Here is a 22,236-nt window from a genome sequence, read left to right as displayed (position 1 = left end):
GTCTGTCTTTTAGTTTTTAATGACATAAGTTCAACCTTCAATAAAATGCAGTGCACAACGGGAATGGTGATCGATTAGATCTTTTGCAAATTGTTGATTTGGAAATCCTCTGTGAAGCAATCTCAACCCGCCTGAAGTTAAGGATATATGATGATGGAATCGATAGAATAACATCCTGTTGGGATCGAGAGTACCATTCTTTAAATATCGATAATAATCCCCAAATCGAAACTGCAAAAAACTGTGCTCATGCTCAATATCAAAGAACTCGGCTCCTTCGATATCAATCAAATAAGGTTCTAGTTTGTCATTAATTAATACATGATCAGGGCCGAGTTACCCATGTATAAATCCATAAAGACTTCTTGGTTCAATTTTTGATTCAAGCTCGTACAATGTATCGAGTAGAATGCTATGACTAGCCCTGATGCTGTCAATATGTTGGCATGCGTAATCTAAATCTCTTTTTGCATTCTTCATTTGCAAGTGATGACATTTTTCCGTGTTGATCCTACTTTGATTCGCTTTCCCATGAGTAAGTCTCTCGTTAGCATGCATGTCTGCCAGCATATCTCCTATCCGCTGAAACACTTTATCTTTAACATATGAATCGGAATGTTGAAAATAAACTTCTGCCTTTTGTCCATTTACATATTCAACGAGAGCATAATCATAAGGATAACGGTTTCTTTCCTTATTCAGATCATATAGAAGGGGAGTTTGAATTCCTTGTTGGATTAAATACTTGTTATTTAATTCAAATAAATCACTACTATAGGAGTGCTCATGTATATCTCCGTTTGCTATTTCTTCTTGAAAATAATTCATGGTAAGATCCCAAACATACAGAACGCAGGAAAATCCATTGCTGCAGTCAATCTTATAGACTACCTTTTGTGCACCGCCATGCATTTTCGTTACACTAGAAACCAAATAACTGGTACCAAAGACTTTTTGCATATACTCCTGTAAATCAGATTGATCAAGGTGACAAGTGATTCTCAATGAATAACACCCCTTTTTTAGGTTTTGCTGTCAATCAAACTATATAAAAAATCTAACCAAAAGTATAGACTGTTTATTTATAATTTGTTATGATGTTAAATTGGGTCTGAAAAAATAGTCATATAAAAACGGGTTGGAGCTCCAATGGTTTTTTTGATGAAATCATTCTTACTTCTCAAATACCTCGCCACACAAAAACTTAAAATGTATTACAATGAATGAATCTATACGATTTTCAATCCTTCTTCTTTTCACTAACTTTACCATTATTTTCAATTGAGTATTACTGCCCCGTCAGTTTAAGTGAAAACCTTCGCAATCTCAATGATCTATTCAAACTTGAATAATCCAATTGCCTGAAAAGGTTCCTCAACAATCTGGCCCTTTAGTGGAGTAACTTTATTGCTACTTAGCAGTTCCTTAATTCGTCTTTCAGTTCAGATCTTCTTTTCACTATAAAAACATCTCTTTAGATAAACAGATCCAAAGAGACAAAACATCGCGTCTTTTTTATAAACAGCGTGACTTTATTTAAAAGCGATATTAAAAATATTCTTCAAATCCTGGAAGCATATGTTTGCCGCAAATAAAAAGAACCATAAGCTTGCCAAACGGCAAAATTATGGCTCTTATCACAAAATAAAAGCAATGTGCGGTCTTTTAAATTACAGTATTAAGAAGTTTCGCTAATTTTAGTATCTGTATGAGTGTTAGTAGCAATTCTTTTCTTTACCTTTAAGTGATAGTAGGTGTAGCAAAAGATGATAAATGGTACAGTGCAATAGATTCCTAGTCTTTGATTCGGGATAAAGATAAGACTTATTAATATAATGCCATACAATCCAAAACCAAGAATTGGTACAAGAGGATAAAGTGGAGTTTTAAATTTTAAGTCTTCTAATTTTCCACCTTCGGCTAAATAATGTTTACGGAAAAAGAATTGAGAAACACAAATTGACATCCAAACAATAATTGTAATGACTCCAGAAATTGAAATCAGCCATAAGTAAACTGTTTCAGCAGCTACAACGCTTGTCAAAAGAGAAAAAGCAGAAATAGCTATCGTTAAGATTAAAGCGTTTAGAGGTATCCCTCGTGATGATAATTTCTTTAAAAAGGCTGGAGCCATATCATTTTTTGATAATGACCAAAGCATTCGTGTTGCAGCGTACAGCCCTGAGTTTGCGACAGAAAGAACAGCAGTAAGAATAACAAAGTTCATAATATCAGCTGCATAAGGAATACCTATATTATCAAAAACAGCAACAAACGGACTCTTAGTTAATCCTGCCTCTTCCCAAGGAATTAAAGCTACAAGAACAAAGATTGCTAAGACGAAGAAAAACATTGTGCGCCATATTATATTTCTAATAGAACGAGGTAAAGTCTTTGCTGGATCTTCACTTTCACCTGCTGCGATTCCAACAAGTTCTGTACCTTGGAAGGAATAGTTGACTGTAACCATTGTTAAAAGAATAGCGGTAAGTCCATTTGGGAATAAACCACCATGATTTACAAAATTTGAAAGAAGTGGAGCGGGTTCGTTTCCTTTTAAATCAATAAAGCCGAACATAGCGGCGCCGCCAAGAATAATGAAAGCAATAATGGCAGATACTTTTATACTTGAAAACCAAAATTCTGTTTCTGCATAACTACGAGCAGATAATGCGTTAATAGTGAATATTGTAACACCAAATATTAAACACCAAACCCAGACAGGAATATCAGGAAACCAGCGCTGCATTGTAATACCAGCAGTTGTAAATTCAAGACCGGTCGTATTCGCCCAGCTTAACCAATACAACCAGCCGATTGTAAACCCAGTGGCAGGGTTAATGAATTTGGTAGCATATTCCTGGAAAGATCCTGAAACAGGCATTGCTACAGCAAGCTCACCAAGACATAACATAACAAGATACATTAATAATCCACCGGCCATAAAGGCAAGTACGGATCCACCAGGTCCAGCTTGACTTATAATAAAACCAGATCCGTTAAATAACCCCGTTCCAATCACACCACCGAGTGCAATCATGAATAAATGTCTACTTTTCATCGTGCGCTTTAATTCATTGTTTGAATTGTTTACTTGCGTCATTGTTTTCCTCACTTTCAAAATTGGTAGTATGAAAATTGATGTTTTTCCGTATTATGGAATGCATTCCGTGATGTGAAATCCTGTTATAATTTTCAGATAATTAAGAGAAAAAGTCAATATTTTTTTGTTTGCGTTTTCAAAATGTTGATAGCGTATCTTTTGTTTATTTTGAAAATTAAATAAATTAATTGATTTCAGTTTGAATTTTTGTTAAATTGATAGTTAATTAGGCTAAACATACTACAAGTAAAGTTGAGGCGAGTTATGGTACAGTCCATTGATCGAGCGATAGGTATTATTAAGTTGTTAAATTCTACAAATGAAAAAGAGTATTGGGCTATTTCTGATATAGCTGATAGAACACATCTCCCGGTTAGTACAGTACATAGGTTACTGAACTCTCTAATGGAGCATGGATTAGTTACGCAAATTTCAGAAACAAAACAGTACAAGATTGGACCAATGTGGATGGAAATAGGATTACGTCAATTGGAGAAGGTAGACTATAGATCTGTTGCAAGAGAAGTGATGAAGCGTTTGGCCTCTGAAGTTGAAGAAAGTGTTTATTTGAACATTCCAAATGGAACACATTCTATTATCATTGAAAGAATTGATAGCCCTTTAAAAATTCGAGTTATCGATAACTTAGGGGAACAGATTCCACTTTCGATTGGTGCAGCAAATAAAACGATGCTTGCTAATATGAACACGAATGAAATGGAACACATTGTAGAACAATTACTTTCTTCTTTACCAGAACAAAAGCAAATCCTTTCCGATCAAATAAAGCAGATAAGAAACGAAGGGTATGCTGTGAGTTATGGTGAAAAAACAGAAGGGACAGCTTCAGTAGCTGCACCTATTATAGGGTTTAATCATAAAGTAGTAGGAGCATTAAGTATCGGATTGATTAGTCATCGCATTAATGATGATCGACTATCTTTTCTTATTAGTAAGGTAAAACAAGCGGCTCATGAAATATCAATAAAAATCGGCAGAACATCAGAAGTATAATTTTGATAACTGTCGTCATTTTTTATTCATATATTGGAATTGATTTTCATAATGCGGAAAAATAGGGGGATTTATATGTCAAAGTGGCAATCTAAAGAACAATTGGTGCAATTATTAAGCAATCTTGTTGAAATTCCTAGTATTACAGGTTCAGAAGCTGAAGTTATATTGCCAGACTTTGTTGTAGAACAATTATCTGACTTACAGTATTTCAAACAAAATCCGCATCATTTGCAAAAAAATCCGACGGGGGATGGACGATATTTTGTTACAGCCCTAGTAAAGAAAAGTGATAGTACGAAAAATACTGTAATTCTTGTTAGTCACTTTGATGTTGTAGATGTACAAGATTACGGAGTGTGGAAAGAAGATGCATTTAACCCTAAAAAGTTAACATCTATGTTTTATTCTCATAAAGATGAGCTACCAGATCATGTACGTGAAGATATTGAACAAGGAGATTGGCTCTTTGGTAGAGGAACAATGGATATGAAATGTGGTCTAGCTTTACAAATGGCGATGGTTGAACAAGCTTGTGAAGGAAGATTTGATGGGAATGTTCTTTTATTGGCTGTTCCAGATGAAGAAGTGAACTCTGTAGGGATGAGGGCTGCTGTTCCGAGGTTATTAGATTTAGCAAAAGAACACGACTTAGATTATAAAACGGTCTTAAATTCAGAGCCTATGTTTTCAAGACATCCTGGTGACCAAAATAAGTATATTTATACTGGTTCTATTGGCAAAGTGTTACCTGGTTTCCTTTGCTATGGAAAAGAGACACATGTAGGCGAACCTTTTGCAGGGTTAAATGGGAGTTATATGGCTGCATTATTAACAGCAGAATTAGAGTTGAATACGGACCTTTGTGATATTGTAGAAGGGGAAGCGAGCCCTCCACCAACTAACTTGCTTCAAAGAGACTTAAAGGAGGATTATTCTGTACAAATTCCTCATCGTGCTGTCACATTATTTAATTTGTTTTTACTAGAAAAAACGATGACAGATGTAGTTTCATTGTTACGTCAAAAAGTAACGAAAGTAGCAGAGAAAATCGAAGAATCGTATGAGGAGCGCGCGTATCATTTTTCTAAGTATAATCCGTTCATACCGCCGAATCTCAAAGTAAATGTATTAACGTATGAAGAGCTTATCGCGTATGCAATTGAACAATATGGACAAGAAAAAATAGATGAAATTCAATCCGATATTATAAAAAATAGAGAAGATAAAGATGATCGTGCGGTAACTATTGATTTAGTAGACAAATTAGCTATCTTATGTAAAGAAAAGGCTCCAATGATTGTACTTTTCTTTGCTCCGCCATACTATCCAGCTGTGAGTTCACGCAACAATCCTTTAATTAAAGAGGCAGTTGTAGAAATGGAAAAGTATGCCCACTATAATCATAGCATTTCATTTGAAAATCAAAATTATTTCGGGGGAATTTCAGATTTGAGCTATGTGGGCTTACAGAACCCATTGGATTCAATGAGTTCTCTTGTAGACAATATGCCATTATGGGATAAAGGATATTCAATTCCACTGCAGGAATTAGAAGAATTTGACGTTCCAGTATTAAATATGGGACCGGTAGGAAAAGATGCACATCAATGGACGGAGCGTCTGGACGTAAATTACGCATTTGAAACGTTATTAGATATGTTACCTATATGTATTGAAAAACTACTTGTTTCTAATAAAGTTACACAGTCATAGTTTCTGTGTAAGGGGGATAAAAAAAGACCGTAATAATACGGTCTTTTTTTTGCTTAATGAATGGTGTGAAGCCTTAGCTTTATGAGAATGTGACGGTACCTCATTTATTAATGTTACTTGATAAGTAGAGAAATGGGAGGGAATTTTGATGTAAGAATGTTCTTGTCCTCTTTTTTTATATTAATCTTGAAAATAAAAAGCTTTAGGACTGTGCAGAGCTTTTTCTACCTCTTTTTGTGTGAGAATAGGATTAAGAATTGCTGGTACTATAGGAAGCATTAGATCATTTTCTTCGTTACTATGACCTTTAGGATCATTTGGACAACGAGGTGATGTGCTTTCTCCATCTGCTAATCTATTTCCTCCGACAAAAAATAAACCAATCCATTCGTTAACTCCTTGAGTATATGGGAGTAAATGGTTTGGAGTTTCTAGTTTAAAACAGTCAATTTTATCTGCGAAATATTCTTCATTGAACAACTTGTGTAAGTTGTATATTATTAATAAATGTAGCTTGTACACTTTTTGTAACGGTATTTACAGAATTTTTTTATAATATAATCATGTGAAGTTAACATAACTTATTAATAGTATATATTTGCGTAGAATATCCATTTTAAGGTTTTGAAGTACCCCCCTAAATGAAAATTTTATTTCTCTAAAGTTAGTTACTTAGTGAAGTCTGCTCATTTTTTTCGTATTAGGGAAGAATGTACTTTTTAACTTGATGGGTATGGGGTAGTACACCTTTTAGCAAAACCGGAGTGGGAATGATGAGTATAAATAGTTTTGTGGGATTGATAAAGGACGAATTATTAAAAGAGGTAAGCATAAGAAGTGAGGAGGAATTCGAGCCTGTAGTAGTTAAAGATATTCCTAGACTTTGGAAGTGTTTAGGGACAGGTAATTATGCCGCAGTATTTATGCACAAAGAATACAAAGATTGGGTAGTGAAAGTTTACGCGCGAGAAGGAGAAGGAATTGAAAAAGAGTCAGAAGTATACCGAAGAATCGGAAATCATCCTTCTTATTCGAAGCTTATATATAAAGGAGAAAATTTCATAGTATTGAAACGTTTAAAAGAAATTACCTTATACGATGCTATTCATAAGGGGATTAAAATTCCTAAGCAGGTAATCCTTGATATCAATGAAGCTATAGAGTATGCAAGGGAGCAAGGATTAACTCCTTGTGATGTTCACGGGAAAAATGTGATGATGGAAAACGGAAGGGGATATGTAGTCGATGTATCTGATTTCTTAAAAACAAAAGAAGATAGTAAGTGGAGAGACCTAGAAAAGGCATATTTTACATTTTATTTGCCTTTCATTTATAAATTACCTTTCCCTGTTAAAATACCGTATTTCATGTTAAACATTGTTAGACGTTCATATAGAAAATATAAGAAGCTTAAAAAGAAATTCAAATTGTAAAAGGACCGTACATTTTAGATATGTCTAATATGTACGGTCCTAATTTTATAACTTCATGAAGTTATTTATAAAATGATTGTAACATCTATAATCCTGATATTATTACTATGAGAAGTAAAATTTATTGTTTTAATAGAATATATCATTTCAGTACATTGCATTTTAAACATATAGGTGTACTATGGTTTTGAACAAATCACAATAATGGATTAGAAGGGGAATAAACTATGTAAACAGACTCAATTGAGTATTAAAATTTCAATCTAATTTACCTTTGCATAGATGCAGGTATCAGTTAGTTGTTTGCCGTCAGCTGCAAAATCTTCATTACGTAATATCCCTTCAAGTTCAAAGCCTAGTTTTTCAGGGATCGCACGACTTTTCGTGTTATTAGATTCACATCGTATTTCAATCCTTCTAAATTTGAATAACTGAAATCCAAGGTTTGTTAAAGCACTTACTGTTTCTGTCATATATCCACTGCCACTAAATTGTGTGTTAATCCAGTATCCAATTTCACATTTAGAAACCTTCCAATTAATTCGGTGAAGGCTAGCCGTTCCAACGAAATCATTCGTCTCCTTATTATAGATAAGATAGCGAAAGCTTTCTCTTTTCAAAAAATCTATATGCGCATTTCTCAGGAGAATTTCCGTTTCTTCAACAGTAGGAATTGACTGGAATAAAGACAACCATTGCTTTAATTCATGAATTGAATCTTTAATAGCTTCATGTACTACATTCCCTTCACCAGCTGGAAGTGGTGCTCGAAGAATGAGTCTGTCTGTTTCTATTTGTAACGGAACATCTAATAAAATAGGATTCATATCATTTCTCCTCTCGAAAACTTTAAATTATGACAGAATGAAACTTATATAGTAAAAAAACTTTCACCCAAAAGAAATAATTCTTGCGGACGAGAGTTGCAATTTCGTGGTACCACCTCAGTTGGTTGATATGTCACTATATCAATCTCTTCGGATACGTTACTATAATACATAAATTAAAAAACACCCTAACTCACTAACAGGAGATCCTGTCACAGCATCACTATAAGTTATTATAGAACCGTGCGAAGCTCCTAGTCTTTCTTCATTAAGAACTTGATATGCAGCAATACAGTAAAGCTTATCTCCCATAAAGGGCCTCCTGAAAATTAGTAAACAATAAATATATATTCAATTAATCACTTAGAAATCCCTTTTCACATATTGAAAACTAAAATGCCAGTTGGTACGAAAAAATGGCTACCGAAACAGCCTTAGGTTATTCAACTAATGCATGCGTTAGTTGAATAAGGAATTATTATTTTTCATCTATTGGCTTCCAATTTTTATCTTTTGCATAATGGGGTAGTACTCCTACTAGAAAAATTGTCTCCGCGTGAATGTGAAGAACTTGAAAAATTTAAAAAAGAAGCAATGGAAGAACCACCGGATTTCTTTGAATATATTCAGTCTACCGAAAAAGATAATAAATGATACATAATGCCTCCAACAGAATATTTATCAAATTGATAACATATGTATCTCTTTCAGTTTTCACAGAAATTGTAATAATATAAGTATATGCATATAGAAGGGGAGGCAAAATTTAATAAGTTGAACATGAATGATATTACTGGCGATGTAAAAGAAGCCCGTAAATCTTTAGATGATCTTAAGGCTTGGATACAACAATCTGACCTATTAAAATCTCAAAAGGATTTTGTTGATACGTTACCTGAAAAAGAAGCAAGTATCTCTAAACTAGAGGAAAGTAAAAAATAAAGAAAAGAGGTTGCCCGAAAATAACTATTCAGCGAATTTTGGGACAACCTCTTCTTTTGGGTGTATACTTTCAAGAAAATTTAGAATAAAATAAAAATAATCATCTACCTATTATTCACTAATGAAAAGAAAAAGGGGGAGCGAAATGCACTTGAAGTATGGGAAGCATATTAATATATTATCTATTATTCTAACTGTGTTCTCTTTTTTCGCAATTGTAAGTATCTCTACCTGGTTGAGTGAATATTCAATTCCCAACATTTCTAAAATGCTTATGGTAACAATGTTGAGTGCATTTATTCTTGGAATTATAGGGTTTAGACAAGAGAAAAGCGCACTAGCGATTATAATTATGGGAATATGTGCCTTTGCTCTAGTCGTTCTATATATTTATGCGGTTATAAATTTTCTTGAGCATTAAACACTATGAAAAAGAAACGAACATTTTTGTTCGTTTCTTTTTTTGGGGATGATTATTATAAAATAGCCTCTTCTAATGATTAAGTGCTGAATCCAAGAATTGATTTTTTGGGTGTTATTTTCATGATTTTTTACAATGATATATGGAACTCCTTGTACGTTAAAGGAATTATACTCTTCTTTTCCTTCTGGGGTATTAGGGGTACCACCCCATTGCTAACAAGTTAAAAAATCTGTTGTTCCGCAAAACGAAAAAATGAGCTGAACTCTTATAGACAGCTGTGGAAGGATAAAATTTTTGCTTTGGAGGTATTTCAAAACCTTAAGTTGATGGGCATGGGGTACTGCCACATTGCTATCAACCTAAGAAAAGCAAATACCCCAAAACGAAAAAATTGACACCTCCAGGAGAAAATGTACATTTTTTTGTTTTGGGGCGTTATAAAACTCTTAATTTGATGGGTATGTATGGTGAACCCTTCAAACACAATTATAGCTTAACTTAGTATTATTAGAGTGATCAGAAAGTTTCTTCATATCTTCTAAAGGGGCTTTTATAGTTTTCACAATACATTGGCTTTATGTTAACAAAAGGTACTTTCATTTACATCGTCAAGATTTATGCTGAATATGATACTCTTTTTGAGCTAATAAAACGAGCGAAAGTCCTCCAATTAACAACATCACAATCAATGAAATGATTCCAATCCAATGGAAATGCTCCCAAAAATAACCGCTAAATGCTCCAATAAAACTTGAACCTAGATAATAAAATAATAAATACAATGCTGCCGCCTGCGCTTTATTCACTTCTGCATATTTTTCAATCGAAGCACTAGCAATAGAGTGACTTCCAAAAAAACCAAATGTAAAAATAGATAACCCAATTATTTTTATAATAAGATTAGGTACAAGTGTTACTATCGCTCCTATCATCATAATCGTAATAGAAACCATAAGTGTAAAGCTTCTCCCATGCAGATCTGCTTGCTTGCCCATAAATACAGAACTAAATGTTCCCATCAGATATACAATAAATAAAAATCCAATGAACGTTTGACTTAACGAATAGGGAGGCTCTTCTAATAAAAAACCAATATAATTGTACAATGTTACAAAACTCCCCATTAATGTAAATCCTAGAGAAATAGTCGCTACCAATTGTTTGTTTTTGAAATGTACTGCATAAGCATTCCACATAGATTGAAAGTTAACCGTTTGTTTCTTAGAATTCAGAGGATTTGGTAATGTACGACAAAATAGGATACTACAAATGACTGTAATAATACCAAGCAATCCTAATGCAATTCTCCATGATGATATATCTGTTACAATTCCAATAAAAATACGACCTGTCATGCCTCCTATCGCATTTCCACAAATGTACAGCCCCATAACCTTTCCTAGTCCGCTTGGCTCAAATTCTTCCCCAATATAAGTCATTGCAATAGACGGTAGACCTGCTATACATAATCCAAGTGCTCCTCTTAACAAAACGAGCATAGTAAAACTCGGGCTAAATGCTGTCAATACTCCGATAATAGATGTTAAAAACATCGATACTACCATAATCCGTTTCCGACCAATTACATCTGAAATTGTTGCTACAATGAGCATCATTATAGCCATTATCCCTGTTGTAATAGATAATGTTATGCTCGCTGCTGGTGCGGAAATCCCAAAATCTTTTGCTAATATAGGTAGTAGTGGTTGCGTTGCATATAATGAAGCAAACGTAACAAACCCGCCAAGAAACAATGCTATGCTAGCATTTGTATATGTCTTTGTTCCTTTTTGGATATAAGTCATTGTAATCTCCCCTTTTTCTATCAAAACTGTACTCTTTATGTTACGCTTCCTTTATCTATGTGTCTAATTTATAATTCACATCATATTGATAACCAAAATGCATAATAGGGAGATGAATATATGGAATGGCATCAAATTGAAAATTTCGTTGCTGTAGCACAGCACAAACATTTCACAAAAGCTGCAAAAGAACGACTAATTTCTCAACCGGCCCTTAGCCGTTCAATTTTAAAATTGGAAGAAGAACTACGTGTTCCTTTATTCATTAGAGAAGGGAAAAACGTCCGCTTAACAAGATACGGGGAGATGTTTCTAAAACGAGCGAAACAAGCACAAAACGCATTACATACTGGAATAGCAGAAATCCAAGAGACGATTTCTCCTGAAAGCGGAGAAATCTCAATTGCTTTTTTACATACATTAGGTACTCGTCCAATCCCTGAAATTATCGCGGATTATAAGAAGCTCTATCCAAACGTTACATTTCAAATGTATCAAGGGGCAAACATTCACCTTTTAGAAAAAGTAAAAGAAGGATTAGCAGACATATGCTTAACTTCTCCGCCGATCTTACACGAGCAAATTGAATGGACAAGGTTAAACGTAGAACCGCTGTATCTCACTGTTTCAAAAAATCATCCATTCGCTCAGAAAAAACATATATCATTTAAAGAATTAGAGAATGAAGAATTTATTTGTTTTAAGGAAGGATACGGCCTTCGCTATATATTCGATCAAATGTGCGAAACGCTTCAAGTTTATCCAAAAATTACGTTTATGGGAGAAGAAATCGCAACAATTTTAGGCTTTGTAGCCACTGGATTAGGCATAGCTATATTACCTAAAGTAAATGAATTCGATCAATCCCATCTACATTTTCTAGAAATTACTGATTATCCATGTGAACGAACCATCGCGTTAGCTACAGCACGTAATCACTATTTATCTCCTGCTGCAAGAACATTTAAAGAATTTATTATCGAACATTTCCAAGAATATATTTCCTAATATTTCAAGGCGTAAATTCTCATTTAGTTGTGTTACTACATACAAAGAACTGCTCTTTATAGTATATAAGAGCAGTTAATTTTTTTAAAATGATGCCTATCTGGAGTAGCGTCCCACATCCATCAACTTAAGAAATTGGTAGTTCCCCGAAACGAAAAAAATAAGCCGGATTCTATAACTAACTGTAAAGGGTAAAATTTTCGTTTTGAGGTGATTCCCAATCCTTAGCTTGATAGCGATGGGGTACCGCCAACAAAACACAAATTTCGTACGCTACAACAGCGTAAAGATTTTATGCTGCACGTAAAAAACGGATTAGTGAGAGCTAATAATCTGCGGGGGGATGGGCACCCCCGCGAATTTAAGTTTCACTTTATAAAAAAGTAAGGATCGGTCGGTACTGCTTGTTATTTGGCTATTACTTTTCCATCCATTCCTTTCAAGTAGTGGAACCGAAATATTAGTTCATATGTACCGGGAGTTTCAGGTTTTACGGTAATTGTAATTTCTTTTCCTGACGGGACTTCTACGTCAATTCCGAGCTTTTTCACCGTAAAGGTATGTTCTCTATTGCCTTTGTTTTTTAATAGCAACGTTGTCGTTTTCCCAACCGGAACAGTGATGGTACTCGGATTAAAGTAATCATCATTCAATTCAACCTCAACAGGCTGTCTCACAGCGTCGGATTCGGCAAATACACGGAGCGAACCTAAAGTAGCTATAACTACAATCATCGCAAGTGAAATGATTAATCCAGTTAATAGCTTTTTTACAGACATTCGCAATCCCTCCTTTCCTAAGCACTAGTGTTTTCAAATTTATAAAATATTATCACGATAAATAGGGTTTAGGCGTGGCTCACATAGTAATTCTTTTGGTAACTTCTAATAACCAAGTGATAACTGGAATAGGATTTGTGTAAATAAAAAAGCTTCCACTACTGTGGAAGCTTTTCCAAATGATGTGCAATATCAATATACATATTGGAATAAACCGAATGGATTTCATTACTAGGCGCAGCGTTAGAAGAGAAGTGGACAATTACCATATTTGCTTTCGGATCGATGTAAAGCGTTTGTCCGTAACTGCCTAACACTTCGAAAGCATCTTGTTCATTGTGCGGAATCCACCATTGATTATGATAAGAAATAGAAGCGCCATCGCCGATTGCAAGTTCACCTTCTTGTACATTTTTCACACTTTCTGTTATAGAAGAAGGGATGATTTGCTTTCCATTATATTGCCCGTTATTTAATAATAGTTGACCGAATCTCGCCATATCTCTAGCAGTTGCATTTAAACCAGCACTTGCTTGTTCTACTTCTGTTTCATCTGTTACGTAATAAGCATTTTCTTCCATACCAATTTGAGACCAAATTCGTTCGCTTACATTTTCAGCTAACGATTTACCAGTGATTGTTCGAATAACCCAAGCGAGTGTTTCAGTTGATCCGTTATTGTAAGAAAAAGCTGAACCAGGCGGTGCGGTTTCTTCTGCTTCTAGTAACATATCATAAATTTTCATTGGCCCCTCGTAATTTTTACCTCGGGGTAAAATATTACTAGCTAAATATAATTGAGCATCTTGATTTTCTAGTCCTGGCTGCATATATCCGTGAGTAGGGTACTCTGCAGAAACTTGCATGTCCATTAATTGCTGAAGTGTTGCTTTGCCGAACGGTGTATTTTTTAATTCTTTTATGTAAGTATCAGCTGTTTTCTTTACATCAATACGATTTTCATCAGCGAGAGATTGTATGATTGCACCAGTAAACACTTTTGCTAACGATGCCATTCCGTGAGGCTCGCTTTCGTTATATTCATTGAAATATCGTTCATAAACAAGTTGTCCATTATGTACAAGGACAAAAGCATCTGTTTTGTTTTTATCTAAAAGTTTCTTTAAAGGAGTCGTATTTCCAAATCCACGTTCAATTGCAAAATCGTCTAAGTTTTGTAACGCGGTAGGGAAGTGAGCAATTTGGTCAGGATTGTTTTTTACTTCATTAATTAAAGTAAATTCTTTCATATGTGTATACGACCAACGTAAGTATGGATCACTTAACCAATTTTCCTTAGTGACATTATCTTTAGTTGGAGTTGCTTTATTATTTTTAAAAAAAGTAAATCCAAGCCCTGTAACTACGAATAGTAATATTAATAGCAATAATAGCAGGGGAGATTTCTTTACATTCATGTATGTACCTCCTTTAGTTTCTATCATAAGTATACGCTCGTCTTGAAAGAAACACAAAATAAGGAAAGTAAACAGAGGAGTTTACTTTCCTTATTAACGTTACGCGGATATTTGTCCGTCTGTACGTTGCTTTTTGAATTTTTGTTTTCGTCCGTGTAATCCATAATATAGAAGTAAAGTGAACGCAACGATAATAGCTGCGATGAAATACATATTATGATAACTTGATTTGGCAGCGACTATTCCTAAAATGAAAGAACCGAAGCCAATACCACTATCGAAGAACGAGAAGTAAGTAGCTGTCGCAGAACCACGTCGATGGTTTGGAGCTGCAGAAATCGCAATCGTTTGGAAACTTGGAATTAATGTTCCGTAACCTAAACCGATTAGCATACCTGCGCCAAGGAACCAAAATGAAGTTTGCGCTTGGCTTAAAATGAACATCCCAATTGTGAAAATAATGATAGCTGGATAAATAAGTACATTTTCACCGAAACGATCAAAGATTTTTCCTGTGAATGGACGAGAAATTACAACAACAAGTGCGTATAGAATAAAGAAGTAACTTGCAATTTCGCTTAAACCGAGCTCTTTTGCATAAATAGGAATAAAGGATAAAATACCACTATAAGAAAAGGCTAAAACAAATCCTGTTAGAGCGATCGGAATAGAAGATGGTTCAATTAAGTCTTTCCATTTCATTTTTTCTCGTTTTTGTTTGTTTACTGGTTTTTCATGTGGAATATTGACTAGTAATCCTAATAAAAATGCGAGTAATGAAAATACTGAACAAACGATAAATAGTACAGTAAATGAAAAATGAGAAATAATTGTTAAACCTAAAAAAGGACCAATTACCATCGGTAGACTCATAAATACGCCGTAATAAGCAAGTGCTTCGCCGCGTCTATGAGCTGGTGCTACATCAGTTACAATTGTTCCAGTTGCTGTCGTTGCCATTCCGAATCCAATACCGTGTAAGAAGCGAAGGGCAAGTAATAAAAATAAACTTTGCGTACCGAAATACATAACAGTAGCGGCTAAAAATAGTGAAAGTGAAATAAATAATATTTTCTTCCTTCCTAAATCATCGAGCCATTTTCCTGTGAATGGTCTACATAAAACAGATGAAATAAGAAAAACAGTTGCAACTAAACCAATTTCCTCAGGTTTTCCTTTTAGGCCGTCTATAACATAGACAGGCAGAGTAGTCATAAGCATGTAAAACGTTAAAAAGAGAAACAGACTACTAAAACAAGTTCCGAGGAAATCCTTCGTCCAAAGTTTTTCACTTTGCATCGTCATCCCTCCATATTAATGATCTAAATTTTTGATAATTTGTTGTAACAATTGAAAAGCTTCATGTAAGTCTTCTGCTTTAATACCTTCTAGCGTCTTTTCTTCAAAGGCATCAACTTCTTCTTGCCATACTGGAATCATTTCTATTGCTGTTTCCGATAAGGAAATGAGCTTCTCGCGGCGGTCTTTTCCTTCAGTACGAATAATCCAGCCCATCGTTTCCATGCGTGTTAACGTACGAGTCATCGTTGGTGATTCAACATTTAAATATTGGCATAACTCTGTTTGGGTGCAAGATCCAGTTTGATTAATGCGGAATATAACAGCCCATTGCGCACTAAATAATCCAGTTGGAGATACGCGTTCATTGAATTTCTTCGTAAATTTACGAGAAGTTTGACTTACAATGTGAAAAAAATGTTGTTTTTCGTCCATGTATTTTGATCCTTTCAAATTAGTTACCTAGCTAACTATATCCTTTTTCATAATAATTGTCTAGTAATAGACATGTAGTTTTATGTTAAATTTTCGTATAGATTTTATATTGAGAACGTATATTCTGTATGGTATTCTTTAATTAAGTAAAGAATTTTCTTTCTATTAAAAAGAATGGGGGAACTTGTGATGATTAAGCCTGCAACAATGGAGTTTGTTTCATTATCGAATGGAGAAACGATTGCATATCAAGAAGTTGGAAGGCAAAATGAAGAAATACTCGTACTCATTCATGGGAATATGACATCGTCACAACACTTTGATTTAGTTATTGAGAAACTGCAAGATCAATATCATATTTACGCAATTGATTTAAGAGGATTTGGACAATCAACTTATAATAAGTCGATAGATTCACTACAAGACTTTGCAGGAGATGTAAAACTATTTATCAATCAATTAAAACTAGAGAAATTTTCATTAATGGGCTGGTCAATGGGTGGTGGTGTTGCGATGGAATTTACAGCGAATCATCCAACGTTTGTCGAAAAGTTAATTTTAGTAGAATCAGTAGGAATGAAGGGCTATCCAATCTTTAAAAAAGATATTAACGGGCAACCGATCGTAACAAGTCTATTAAAAACGAAAGAAGAAATCGCGCAAGATCCCGTACAAATTGCACCAGTGCTAGATGCGATAAAAAATATGAATAAAGTATACTACCGTACAGTGTGGAATCTATTAATATATACACATAATCAACCTGAACCGGATCGTTATGAAAAGTATTTAGATGATATGTTAACGCAACGTAATTTCGTAGATGTGAATTATGCGCTCATTACATTTAATATTTCGGATGAACATAATGGGGTTGTAGAGGGAAATAAGCAAATTCATCGTATTAAAGCTCCGACACTCGTCATACAAGGTGATAGAGATTATGTCGTACCGCAAGTAGTGGGTGAGGAGTTAGCGAAACATTTGCCGAATGCAGAATTAAAATTGTTAGAAGATTGCGGTCATTCACCGTTTATTGATTGTTTAGATGTATTTATAAAACATGTTGAGGATTGGTTAGAAGGTAAGTAGGTTGAGGAAGAAGTTAGATGAAATGTATCTAGCTTCTTTTTTGTGGGAAAACCAAAATTATTTCAGCCACTAGTTCTTTCTTATTCGATAGTAAACAATATATAATGAGTGTGGTGAATTACAAAAGGGAGAGATAAGGGATGTCAATGCGTTTTACATTTTGGATTATGGTTGGGATTGTAGCAATCTCGGGTTTATCACAAGGCATGCTATTACCTGCCATTGCAATGATTTTTGAACAAGAAGGGGTTAGTTCAAGTATTAATGGTATTCATGCGACGGCATTATACATTGGGATATTATTTATTTCACCGTTTCTTGAAAAACCGATGCAAAAGTTTGGAATGAAGCCAATTATCGTGATTGGTGGGTTTCTCGTTATTATTTCATTATTCTTTTTTACACAAACCTTTTCATTCTGGGTATGGTTCGTTCTTAGATTTCTAGTTGGAGTCGGAGATCATATGCTTCATGTTGGAACGCAAACATGGATTACGACAACATCGGACCCGAGTAAAATAGGTAGACAAGTATCGATATACGGTGTATTCTTCGGAATTGGTTTCGCCGTTGGTCCGTATTTAGCAAGTACTGTTCAGTACGGTCTTGCAACACCATTTATCGTATCTACTATACTTTGTTTAATTGGCTGGCTTTTACTACTACCAACGAAAAATGCATTTCCAGCACAAGATGAGGCGAAAACTGAGAGTGAATCATCCTTTTCTCGTTATAAACAAGTCGTTGGATTAGCTTGGATTGCACTTATTGGTCCACTTGCATATGGTGTACTTGAAGCGATGTTAAATAGTAATTTGCCAGTATACGCACTTCGCAAAGGATGGTCTGTATCGGAAGTTTCCTTCTTATTACCAGCATTCGCAGTTGGAGGTATTATTACACAAATCCCGCTCGGTATGTTAAGTGATAAATACGGAAGAGATCGTGTTTTAACGTGGATGTTCAGCGTAAGTACTGGCATTTTCCTACTTGCAGCAGTATTTGATCAATATTACTGGATCGTCTTTACCTGTATGCTTCTAGCTGGTATGGTAATTGGATCATGCTTCTCATTAGGTCTTGGATTTATGACAGATTTATTACCGAGACACTTACTACCAGCAGGAAATATATTATCTGGAATCGCCTTTAGTTTAGGAAGTATTATGGGTCCTGTATTAGGAGGCGTATTTATAGAAAAAATACAGTATACAAGCTTTTTTATTGCAGTTATGATTATAATGGGTATTCTCGCAATGTTTTATATTATTTACATGAAAAATCAATTCGCATCAAGAAAAATAGAAAGTAGGTTAGGGCATGACAAAACAACCTAATAAGAAAAAATTTGAAGTACTAGAAAATGAAACGATTACAGAGTGCTTAGCACGCATGGAACAAGAAGGATACGCACCATCTCGTCGCATGGAAGAGCCAATCTTTCATGAAGTAAAGAAAGACGGGAAAACAGAAGTTGAACCGTGTGGTAGAAAAATTGTTTTTGAGGGGAAATTGAAGTAATACAAATAACAAATTCTCATTATCGTATAGAGCCATCCAATTCAGTCTTTGTGAGTTGGATGGCTTATTTTTTTATTGACCAATGAAGGAATAGGAAGATGAGGAATTGAATAGAATGAATGGATATTTTCTAGGAAGAACGAAAAGAAACTAGTTGGCCGGACATGGATTGGAGAGCGAATATAATAAATTAAAACTAAAAATTTGCAGGGAAAATAGGTGAATTAGCCGAGTGCTCGTTAATCCGTATTCCATCAATTTTGTCGTCTAGAAGAAAATTGTAATATCAAAAAGCATACTATAAATACGTATCATTTTTTTGTGTTCGGTGCGGAATGGCAAGTAAATACAACCGCAACTTTAAATCTTTCTGGAAGAGCAGAATTATACTAGATTTGTATTTTAGTTAGTTCGAAATTGATCGCTTAAGCGAGGTGGAGTTCAAAATATGGAAGTAAATCAAAATCAGCGAATCCTCTATGCGGTTTTTGAGGATGAAATTCAATTGCCGGTGCTGGATATCACTCATCCCCTTTTTAATGAAAGTATTGATGAACAGGCGTATCATTTGAATTGTCTCAAATCAGCCCGGAGCATTGAATCGTTAAAAAAGATGCCTAGCTTTATTCAAAATATCTTTGTGAAAATGTCGAATGTTGATGATTCTTATCTTAGCGGTATGCGTACTTTACTGTACAAACTAGGCCCTGGTTTAAGTAAGGGGATAAAATTAGGCTTTCGGGACAAGTGGGCGGTGAAGCAAACTTCTTTTATGGGACTTCGGATTAGGCTGAGGGATCTTTGCAGACACCAATCGGAAATTTTGTTGTCTCAGCTTAAGCAATTCCCTGAACGGGGGCTTTGTTTTTTTTATATAGCTGGTGGTGCTGCTACGGACAGTACCAATACTTTGATTTTAATACAGGAATCAGACCCGGAATTACTTAAGGGACGAAAGATTGAGATTAATATTTTAGATATTGATACTTACGGCCCTAATTTCGCAAAAAGGTGTATGGATGTCTTGAAGCAGCAGGGGGAACGATTCTATGGTCTTGATATAACTCTTAATACAATTCATTATAACTGGAGCCAACCGGATTCATTATTAACAATGAGCTTGGAACATTCGGGTTGGATTCAGCTCTGTTCATCGGAAGGGGGGCTTTTCGAGTATGGTTCGGATTCAGATATCATTGAGAATTTAAACCGTTTCTTTGAAAATTCCCCAGCGGATGCCCGTGTCACGGGTTCATTAATTTTCGACCGAGCGCATGTAAATCCGGGATACCTTGGATTTACGGAGTTTATTGGTGTGCAAATTAGGTATCTTGGATTGGAAGGGTTACAGAAGATTTTAAATCAAACTTCGTGGGTATTAGAAGAATCGCATGAAATTGAAAAAATCTATATTCTATTTTCGCTGAAGAAAGCGTGAAATTATATTGAAATGATTGGATGAGGGGTTGGTACCAATTTCGGTACTACCTCTATTTTTTTTTGCGGAAATTCATAGAAAACAAACGGGGAATTATGTATTTATTGTTTTTGCTAAAAATTATGTGCAATTCAGAGTACGATACATATAAAATGCCATTTCCTTTTGCATTTCTCCTAATTGGCTTCTTTATATAGGGCGTAGAAAAGATTGCTACTTTTTTTGTATATTGGTAAAATAAGTTCTTGGGTCTTACTTGTTTTTATCGGTATAATATTTGTCGCTTAACGTAAAGAAATTAGTTACAAAGATTCATAATATTTAAAGGGGGTACAGCAAACGATCCCCTCTTTTTGGAGCCACTCACGAACGTAAAGCAAGAGAAGAGGCTATATGAACTATTCTCCTATCTTGTTTAGATTAAATCAGTTACTGCAATTGGAACAGGTATATGAAACTCAATATCTGGAGGATTGATTAGAATCTAGTCGACATCCTGATGGATCATGTTTCTCTAGCAATCTATCAATTCTGATGGAATTGATAGATTGCTAGAGAATGGAAAATGATTATCCGTATATTCCGAAGCTGATGTAACAAAGTGTCCTTCCATAATTAAGGGTAAAACCAAAATACGTTGTTTTAAAGAATGATTTGTTAGAACTGGTTATAAGTAATAAAACAGAAAAGAGGATCACATGTTAGATACTTTACAAAGAAGTAAAAAGTTTTTTTTATTATGTCTTATTTTTTTAGTGATTTTAACCGCTTGTGATAATACAGATGTTAAGACATCTAAAGCTTCATTACCACCGGCACAATCAAATACAGATAAATCATTAAAAACACCGAATTGGGTAGATAAAAGTCCTATCCAACAGTCTCCTAATTTTACGGAAGATAAAAAAGTAAAATCGGTTGTGAATTTATTAGCAACGGGTGATAATTTATACCATGACGCAGTAATTAAAGATGGCAAACAAAAAGACGGTTCATATGATTATAACTATATTTATGAAAATATCAAAAAAGCTGTTAAATCAAGTGATCTTGCTATAGTGAACCAGGAGACCCCGATTGCAGGAAATAATTTAAAAGTACAGGGATATCCTACTTTCAATACACCTGAAGAAGTGGGTCAATCTCTAGTGGATACTGGATTCAATATAGTGACTCAAGCGACAAATCACGCTATGGATATGGGTATTAAAGGTGTTGCGAATACAAGAGAATACTGGAAGAAATATCCGGATGTTATCCCGGTAGGCATTAATGAGAGTCAAAACGAGCGCAATGAAATAAAAACGATTACAAAAAATGGGATTCGTTTTGCGTTACTTAATTATACATATGGTACGAATGGAATTAAAATTCCAGCTGATAAGTCTTGGGCATTAAATTTAATTGATAAAAAAGCGATACAAAATGATGTGGAAAAGGCAAAGAGTAGTTCTGATATGGTGATTGTTATGGTGCATTGGGGAGTTGAATATACCTCTACACCTTCAAACCAACAAAAAGAAGTTGCTCAATATTTAACAGATTTAGGTGTAGATGTAGTAATTGGAAATCATCCACATGTAATTCAACCAGTTGAGTGGAAACAAAATAAAGATGGACATCAAACGCTAATCTATTATTCTCTTGGAAACCTTATTTCTGCTCAAGAAAAATTAGAAACATTGATTGGAGGACTATCGTATATACAATTTGTCAAGTATGAAGATGAAACTTTTGGTATACGACAAGCTGCAGTTGTACCGACAGTAACCGACTATGCTGATGGTAAGAAACATTTTAAAATTCAATTTTTAAAAGATTATTCGGATGAAAATTCTAAAAATCATGGGATTAAAGAATTTGTCGGCCCCGTTTCTTTGAAGGATTTCAAGGATATTCCTAAAGATGTGTTGGGAAATTGGTATAAAGACTAATAAACAAAAAGGGAATGAGATACAATTAAAAAATTTATAATTTTAGCA

General features: G+C 34.7%; 20 protein-coding genes and 1 pseudogene. 11 read left to right on the top strand and 10 right to left on the bottom strand.

Features of this window, described 5'->3' with window-relative positions; genetic code table 11:
* Nucleotides 1–30 precede the first annotated feature (30 nt).
* Both ACP6L7_RS12860 and ACP6L7_RS12855 read right to left on the bottom strand, forming a co-directional pair.
* A pseudogene (locus ACP6L7_RS12860) lies at nt 31–960 on the bottom strand (phosphotransferase).
* Nucleotides 961–1,678: 718 nt separating this feature from the next.
* The gene (locus ACP6L7_RS12855) at nt 1,679–3,103 is read right to left on the bottom strand and encodes an amino acid permease (protein WP_097833161.1); all 1,425 of its coding nucleotides are present in this window, start codon (nt 3,101–3,103) and stop codon (nt 1,679–1,681) included.
* Between the two features lie 264 nt (nt 3,104–3,367).
* On the opposite strand from ACP6L7_RS12855, the gene ACP6L7_RS12850 reads away from it, so the two are divergent.
* On the top strand, nt 3,368–4,117 hold the full coding sequence (locus tag ACP6L7_RS12850; RefSeq protein ID WP_097833160.1) for an IclR family transcriptional regulator: 750 nt from the start codon (nt 3,368–3,370) through the stop codon (nt 4,115–4,117).
* 75 nt (nt 4,118–4,192) lie between these two features.
* Entirely contained in the window at nt 4,193–5,833 is a 1,641-nt protein-coding gene (locus ACP6L7_RS12845) for a M20/M25/M40 family metallo-hydrolase (RefSeq protein ID WP_097833159.1), read from the top strand.
* A gap of 180 nt (nt 5,834–6,013) precedes the next feature.
* Here ACP6L7_RS12845 and ACP6L7_RS12840 read toward each other — a convergent pair whose 3' ends face one another.
* Nucleotides 6,014–6,313, bottom strand: a complete 300-nt coding sequence (locus ACP6L7_RS12840; protein WP_240523206.1) for a hypothetical protein — start codon at nt 6,311–6,313, stop codon at nt 6,014–6,016.
* Between the two features lie 293 nt (nt 6,314–6,606).
* Between ACP6L7_RS12840 and ACP6L7_RS12835 the strand changes: the two genes are divergently transcribed.
* Nucleotides 6,607–7,266, top strand: coding sequence for a protein kinase family protein (locus ACP6L7_RS12835; protein ID WP_097833158.1), 660 nt, complete (start codon nt 6,607–6,609; stop codon nt 7,264–7,266).
* A 263-nt stretch (nt 7,267–7,529) separates the two neighbouring features.
* On the opposite strand, the gene ACP6L7_RS12830 is transcribed toward ACP6L7_RS12835, so the two are convergent.
* Together ACP6L7_RS12830 and ACP6L7_RS12825 are read right to left on the bottom strand one after the other, a co-directional pair.
* Nucleotides 7,530–8,093 carry a GNAT family N-acetyltransferase gene (locus tag ACP6L7_RS12830; RefSeq protein WP_097833157.1) on the bottom strand — a complete coding sequence of 188 codons (564 nt, stop codon included), beginning with the start codon at nt 8,091–8,093 and terminating at the stop codon, nt 7,530–7,532.
* A gap of 162 nt (nt 8,094–8,255) precedes the next feature.
* The gene (locus tag ACP6L7_RS12825; RefSeq protein WP_170961028.1) at nt 8,256–8,405 is read right to left on the bottom strand and encodes a hypothetical protein; all 150 of its coding nucleotides are present in this window, start codon (nt 8,403–8,405) and stop codon (nt 8,256–8,258) included.
* Nucleotides 8,406–8,834: 429 nt separating this feature from the next.
* Between ACP6L7_RS12825 and ACP6L7_RS12820 the strand changes: the two genes are divergently transcribed.
* Nucleotides 8,835–9,035, top strand: coding sequence for a hypothetical protein (locus ACP6L7_RS12820; RefSeq protein WP_306475231.1), 201 nt, complete (start codon nt 8,835–8,837; stop codon nt 9,033–9,035).
* 145 nt (nt 9,036–9,180) lie between these two features.
* Nucleotides 9,181–9,456: a hypothetical protein gene (locus ACP6L7_RS12815; RefSeq protein ID WP_097833156.1), complete on the top strand. Its 276-nt coding sequence runs from the start codon at nt 9,181–9,183 to the stop codon at nt 9,454–9,456.
* A 611-nt stretch (nt 9,457–10,067) separates the two neighbouring features.
* Here the strand turns inward: ACP6L7_RS12815 and ACP6L7_RS12810 are convergent.
* Nucleotides 10,068–11,264, bottom strand: coding sequence for an MFS transporter (locus ACP6L7_RS12810; RefSeq protein ID WP_097830342.1), 1,197 nt, complete (start codon nt 11,262–11,264; stop codon nt 10,068–10,070).
* Nucleotides 11,265–11,384: 120 nt separating this feature from the next.
* Here ACP6L7_RS12810 and ACP6L7_RS12805 point away from each other — a divergent pair, with 120 nt between their 5' ends.
* A complete protein-coding gene (locus ACP6L7_RS12805; protein ID WP_097830341.1) occupies nt 11,385–12,272 on the top strand; it encodes a LysR family transcriptional regulator in 888 nt (295 codons plus the stop codon).
* Nucleotides 12,273–12,679: 407 nt separating this feature from the next.
* Here ACP6L7_RS12805 and ACP6L7_RS12800 read toward each other — a convergent pair whose 3' ends face one another.
* The 4 genes from ACP6L7_RS12800 to ACP6L7_RS12785 form a co-directional block, all read right to left on the bottom strand.
* Complete coding sequence (locus tag ACP6L7_RS12800) at nt 12,680–13,051, bottom strand: cupredoxin domain-containing protein (protein ID WP_430529279.1); 372 nt, start codon at nt 13,049–13,051, stop codon at nt 12,680–12,682.
* Nucleotides 13,052–13,209: 158 nt separating this feature from the next.
* On the bottom strand, nt 13,210–14,469 hold the full coding sequence (locus ACP6L7_RS12795; protein ID WP_097830339.1) for a serine hydrolase domain-containing protein: 1,260 nt from the start codon (nt 14,467–14,469) through the stop codon (nt 13,210–13,212).
* A 99-nt stretch (nt 14,470–14,568) separates the two neighbouring features.
* Nucleotides 14,569–15,768 carry an MFS transporter gene (locus ACP6L7_RS12790; RefSeq protein WP_097830338.1) on the bottom strand — a complete coding sequence of 400 codons (1,200 nt, stop codon included), beginning with the start codon at nt 15,766–15,768 and terminating at the stop codon, nt 14,569–14,571.
* A gap of 15 nt (nt 15,769–15,783) precedes the next feature.
* Nucleotides 15,784–16,203 carry a MarR family winged helix-turn-helix transcriptional regulator gene (locus tag ACP6L7_RS12785; RefSeq protein ID WP_141533425.1) on the bottom strand — a complete coding sequence of 140 codons (420 nt, stop codon included), beginning with the start codon at nt 16,201–16,203 and terminating at the stop codon, nt 15,784–15,786.
* A gap of 174 nt (nt 16,204–16,377) precedes the next feature.
* Here ACP6L7_RS12785 and phaZ point away from each other — a divergent pair, with 174 nt between their 5' ends.
* The 5 genes from phaZ to ACP6L7_RS12760 all read left to right on the top strand — a co-directional run bounded on the left by phaZ (nt 16,378) and on the right by ACP6L7_RS12760 (nt 22,188).
* On the top strand, nt 16,378–17,295 hold the full coding sequence (gene phaZ / locus ACP6L7_RS12780; protein ID WP_141533426.1) for an intracellular short-chain-length polyhydroxyalkanoate depolymerase: 918 nt from the start codon (nt 16,378–16,380) through the stop codon (nt 17,293–17,295).
* A gap of 140 nt (nt 17,296–17,435) precedes the next feature.
* Nucleotides 17,436–18,632, top strand: coding sequence for an MFS transporter (locus ACP6L7_RS12775; protein WP_097830335.1), 1,197 nt, complete (start codon nt 17,436–17,438; stop codon nt 18,630–18,632).
* The gene (locus ACP6L7_RS12770; RefSeq protein ID WP_097830334.1) at nt 18,616–18,816 is read left to right on the top strand and encodes an NETI motif-containing protein; all 201 of its coding nucleotides are present in this window, start codon (nt 18,616–18,618) and stop codon (nt 18,814–18,816) included. The genes ACP6L7_RS12775 and ACP6L7_RS12770 overlap by 17 nt, the downstream gene beginning before the upstream one ends.
* Before the next feature lie 448 nt (nt 18,817–19,264).
* Nucleotides 19,265–20,254 carry a hypothetical protein gene (locus ACP6L7_RS12765; protein ID WP_097830333.1) on the top strand — a complete coding sequence of 330 codons (990 nt, stop codon included), beginning with the start codon at nt 19,265–19,267 and terminating at the stop codon, nt 20,252–20,254.
* A gap of 698 nt (nt 20,255–20,952) precedes the next feature.
* Nucleotides 20,953–22,188, top strand: a complete 1,236-nt coding sequence (locus ACP6L7_RS12760) for a CapA family protein (protein ID WP_097830332.1) — start codon at nt 20,953–20,955, stop codon at nt 22,186–22,188.
* The last annotated feature ends 48 nt before the right edge of the window (nt 22,189–22,236 follow it).

Source organism: Bacillus silvicola (assembly GCF_050524305.1).
GTDB lineage: Bacteria > Bacillota > Bacilli > Bacillales > Bacillaceae_G > Bacillus_A > Bacillus_A cereus_AT.
This window is presented reverse-complemented; position numbering and strand designations above follow the sequence as displayed.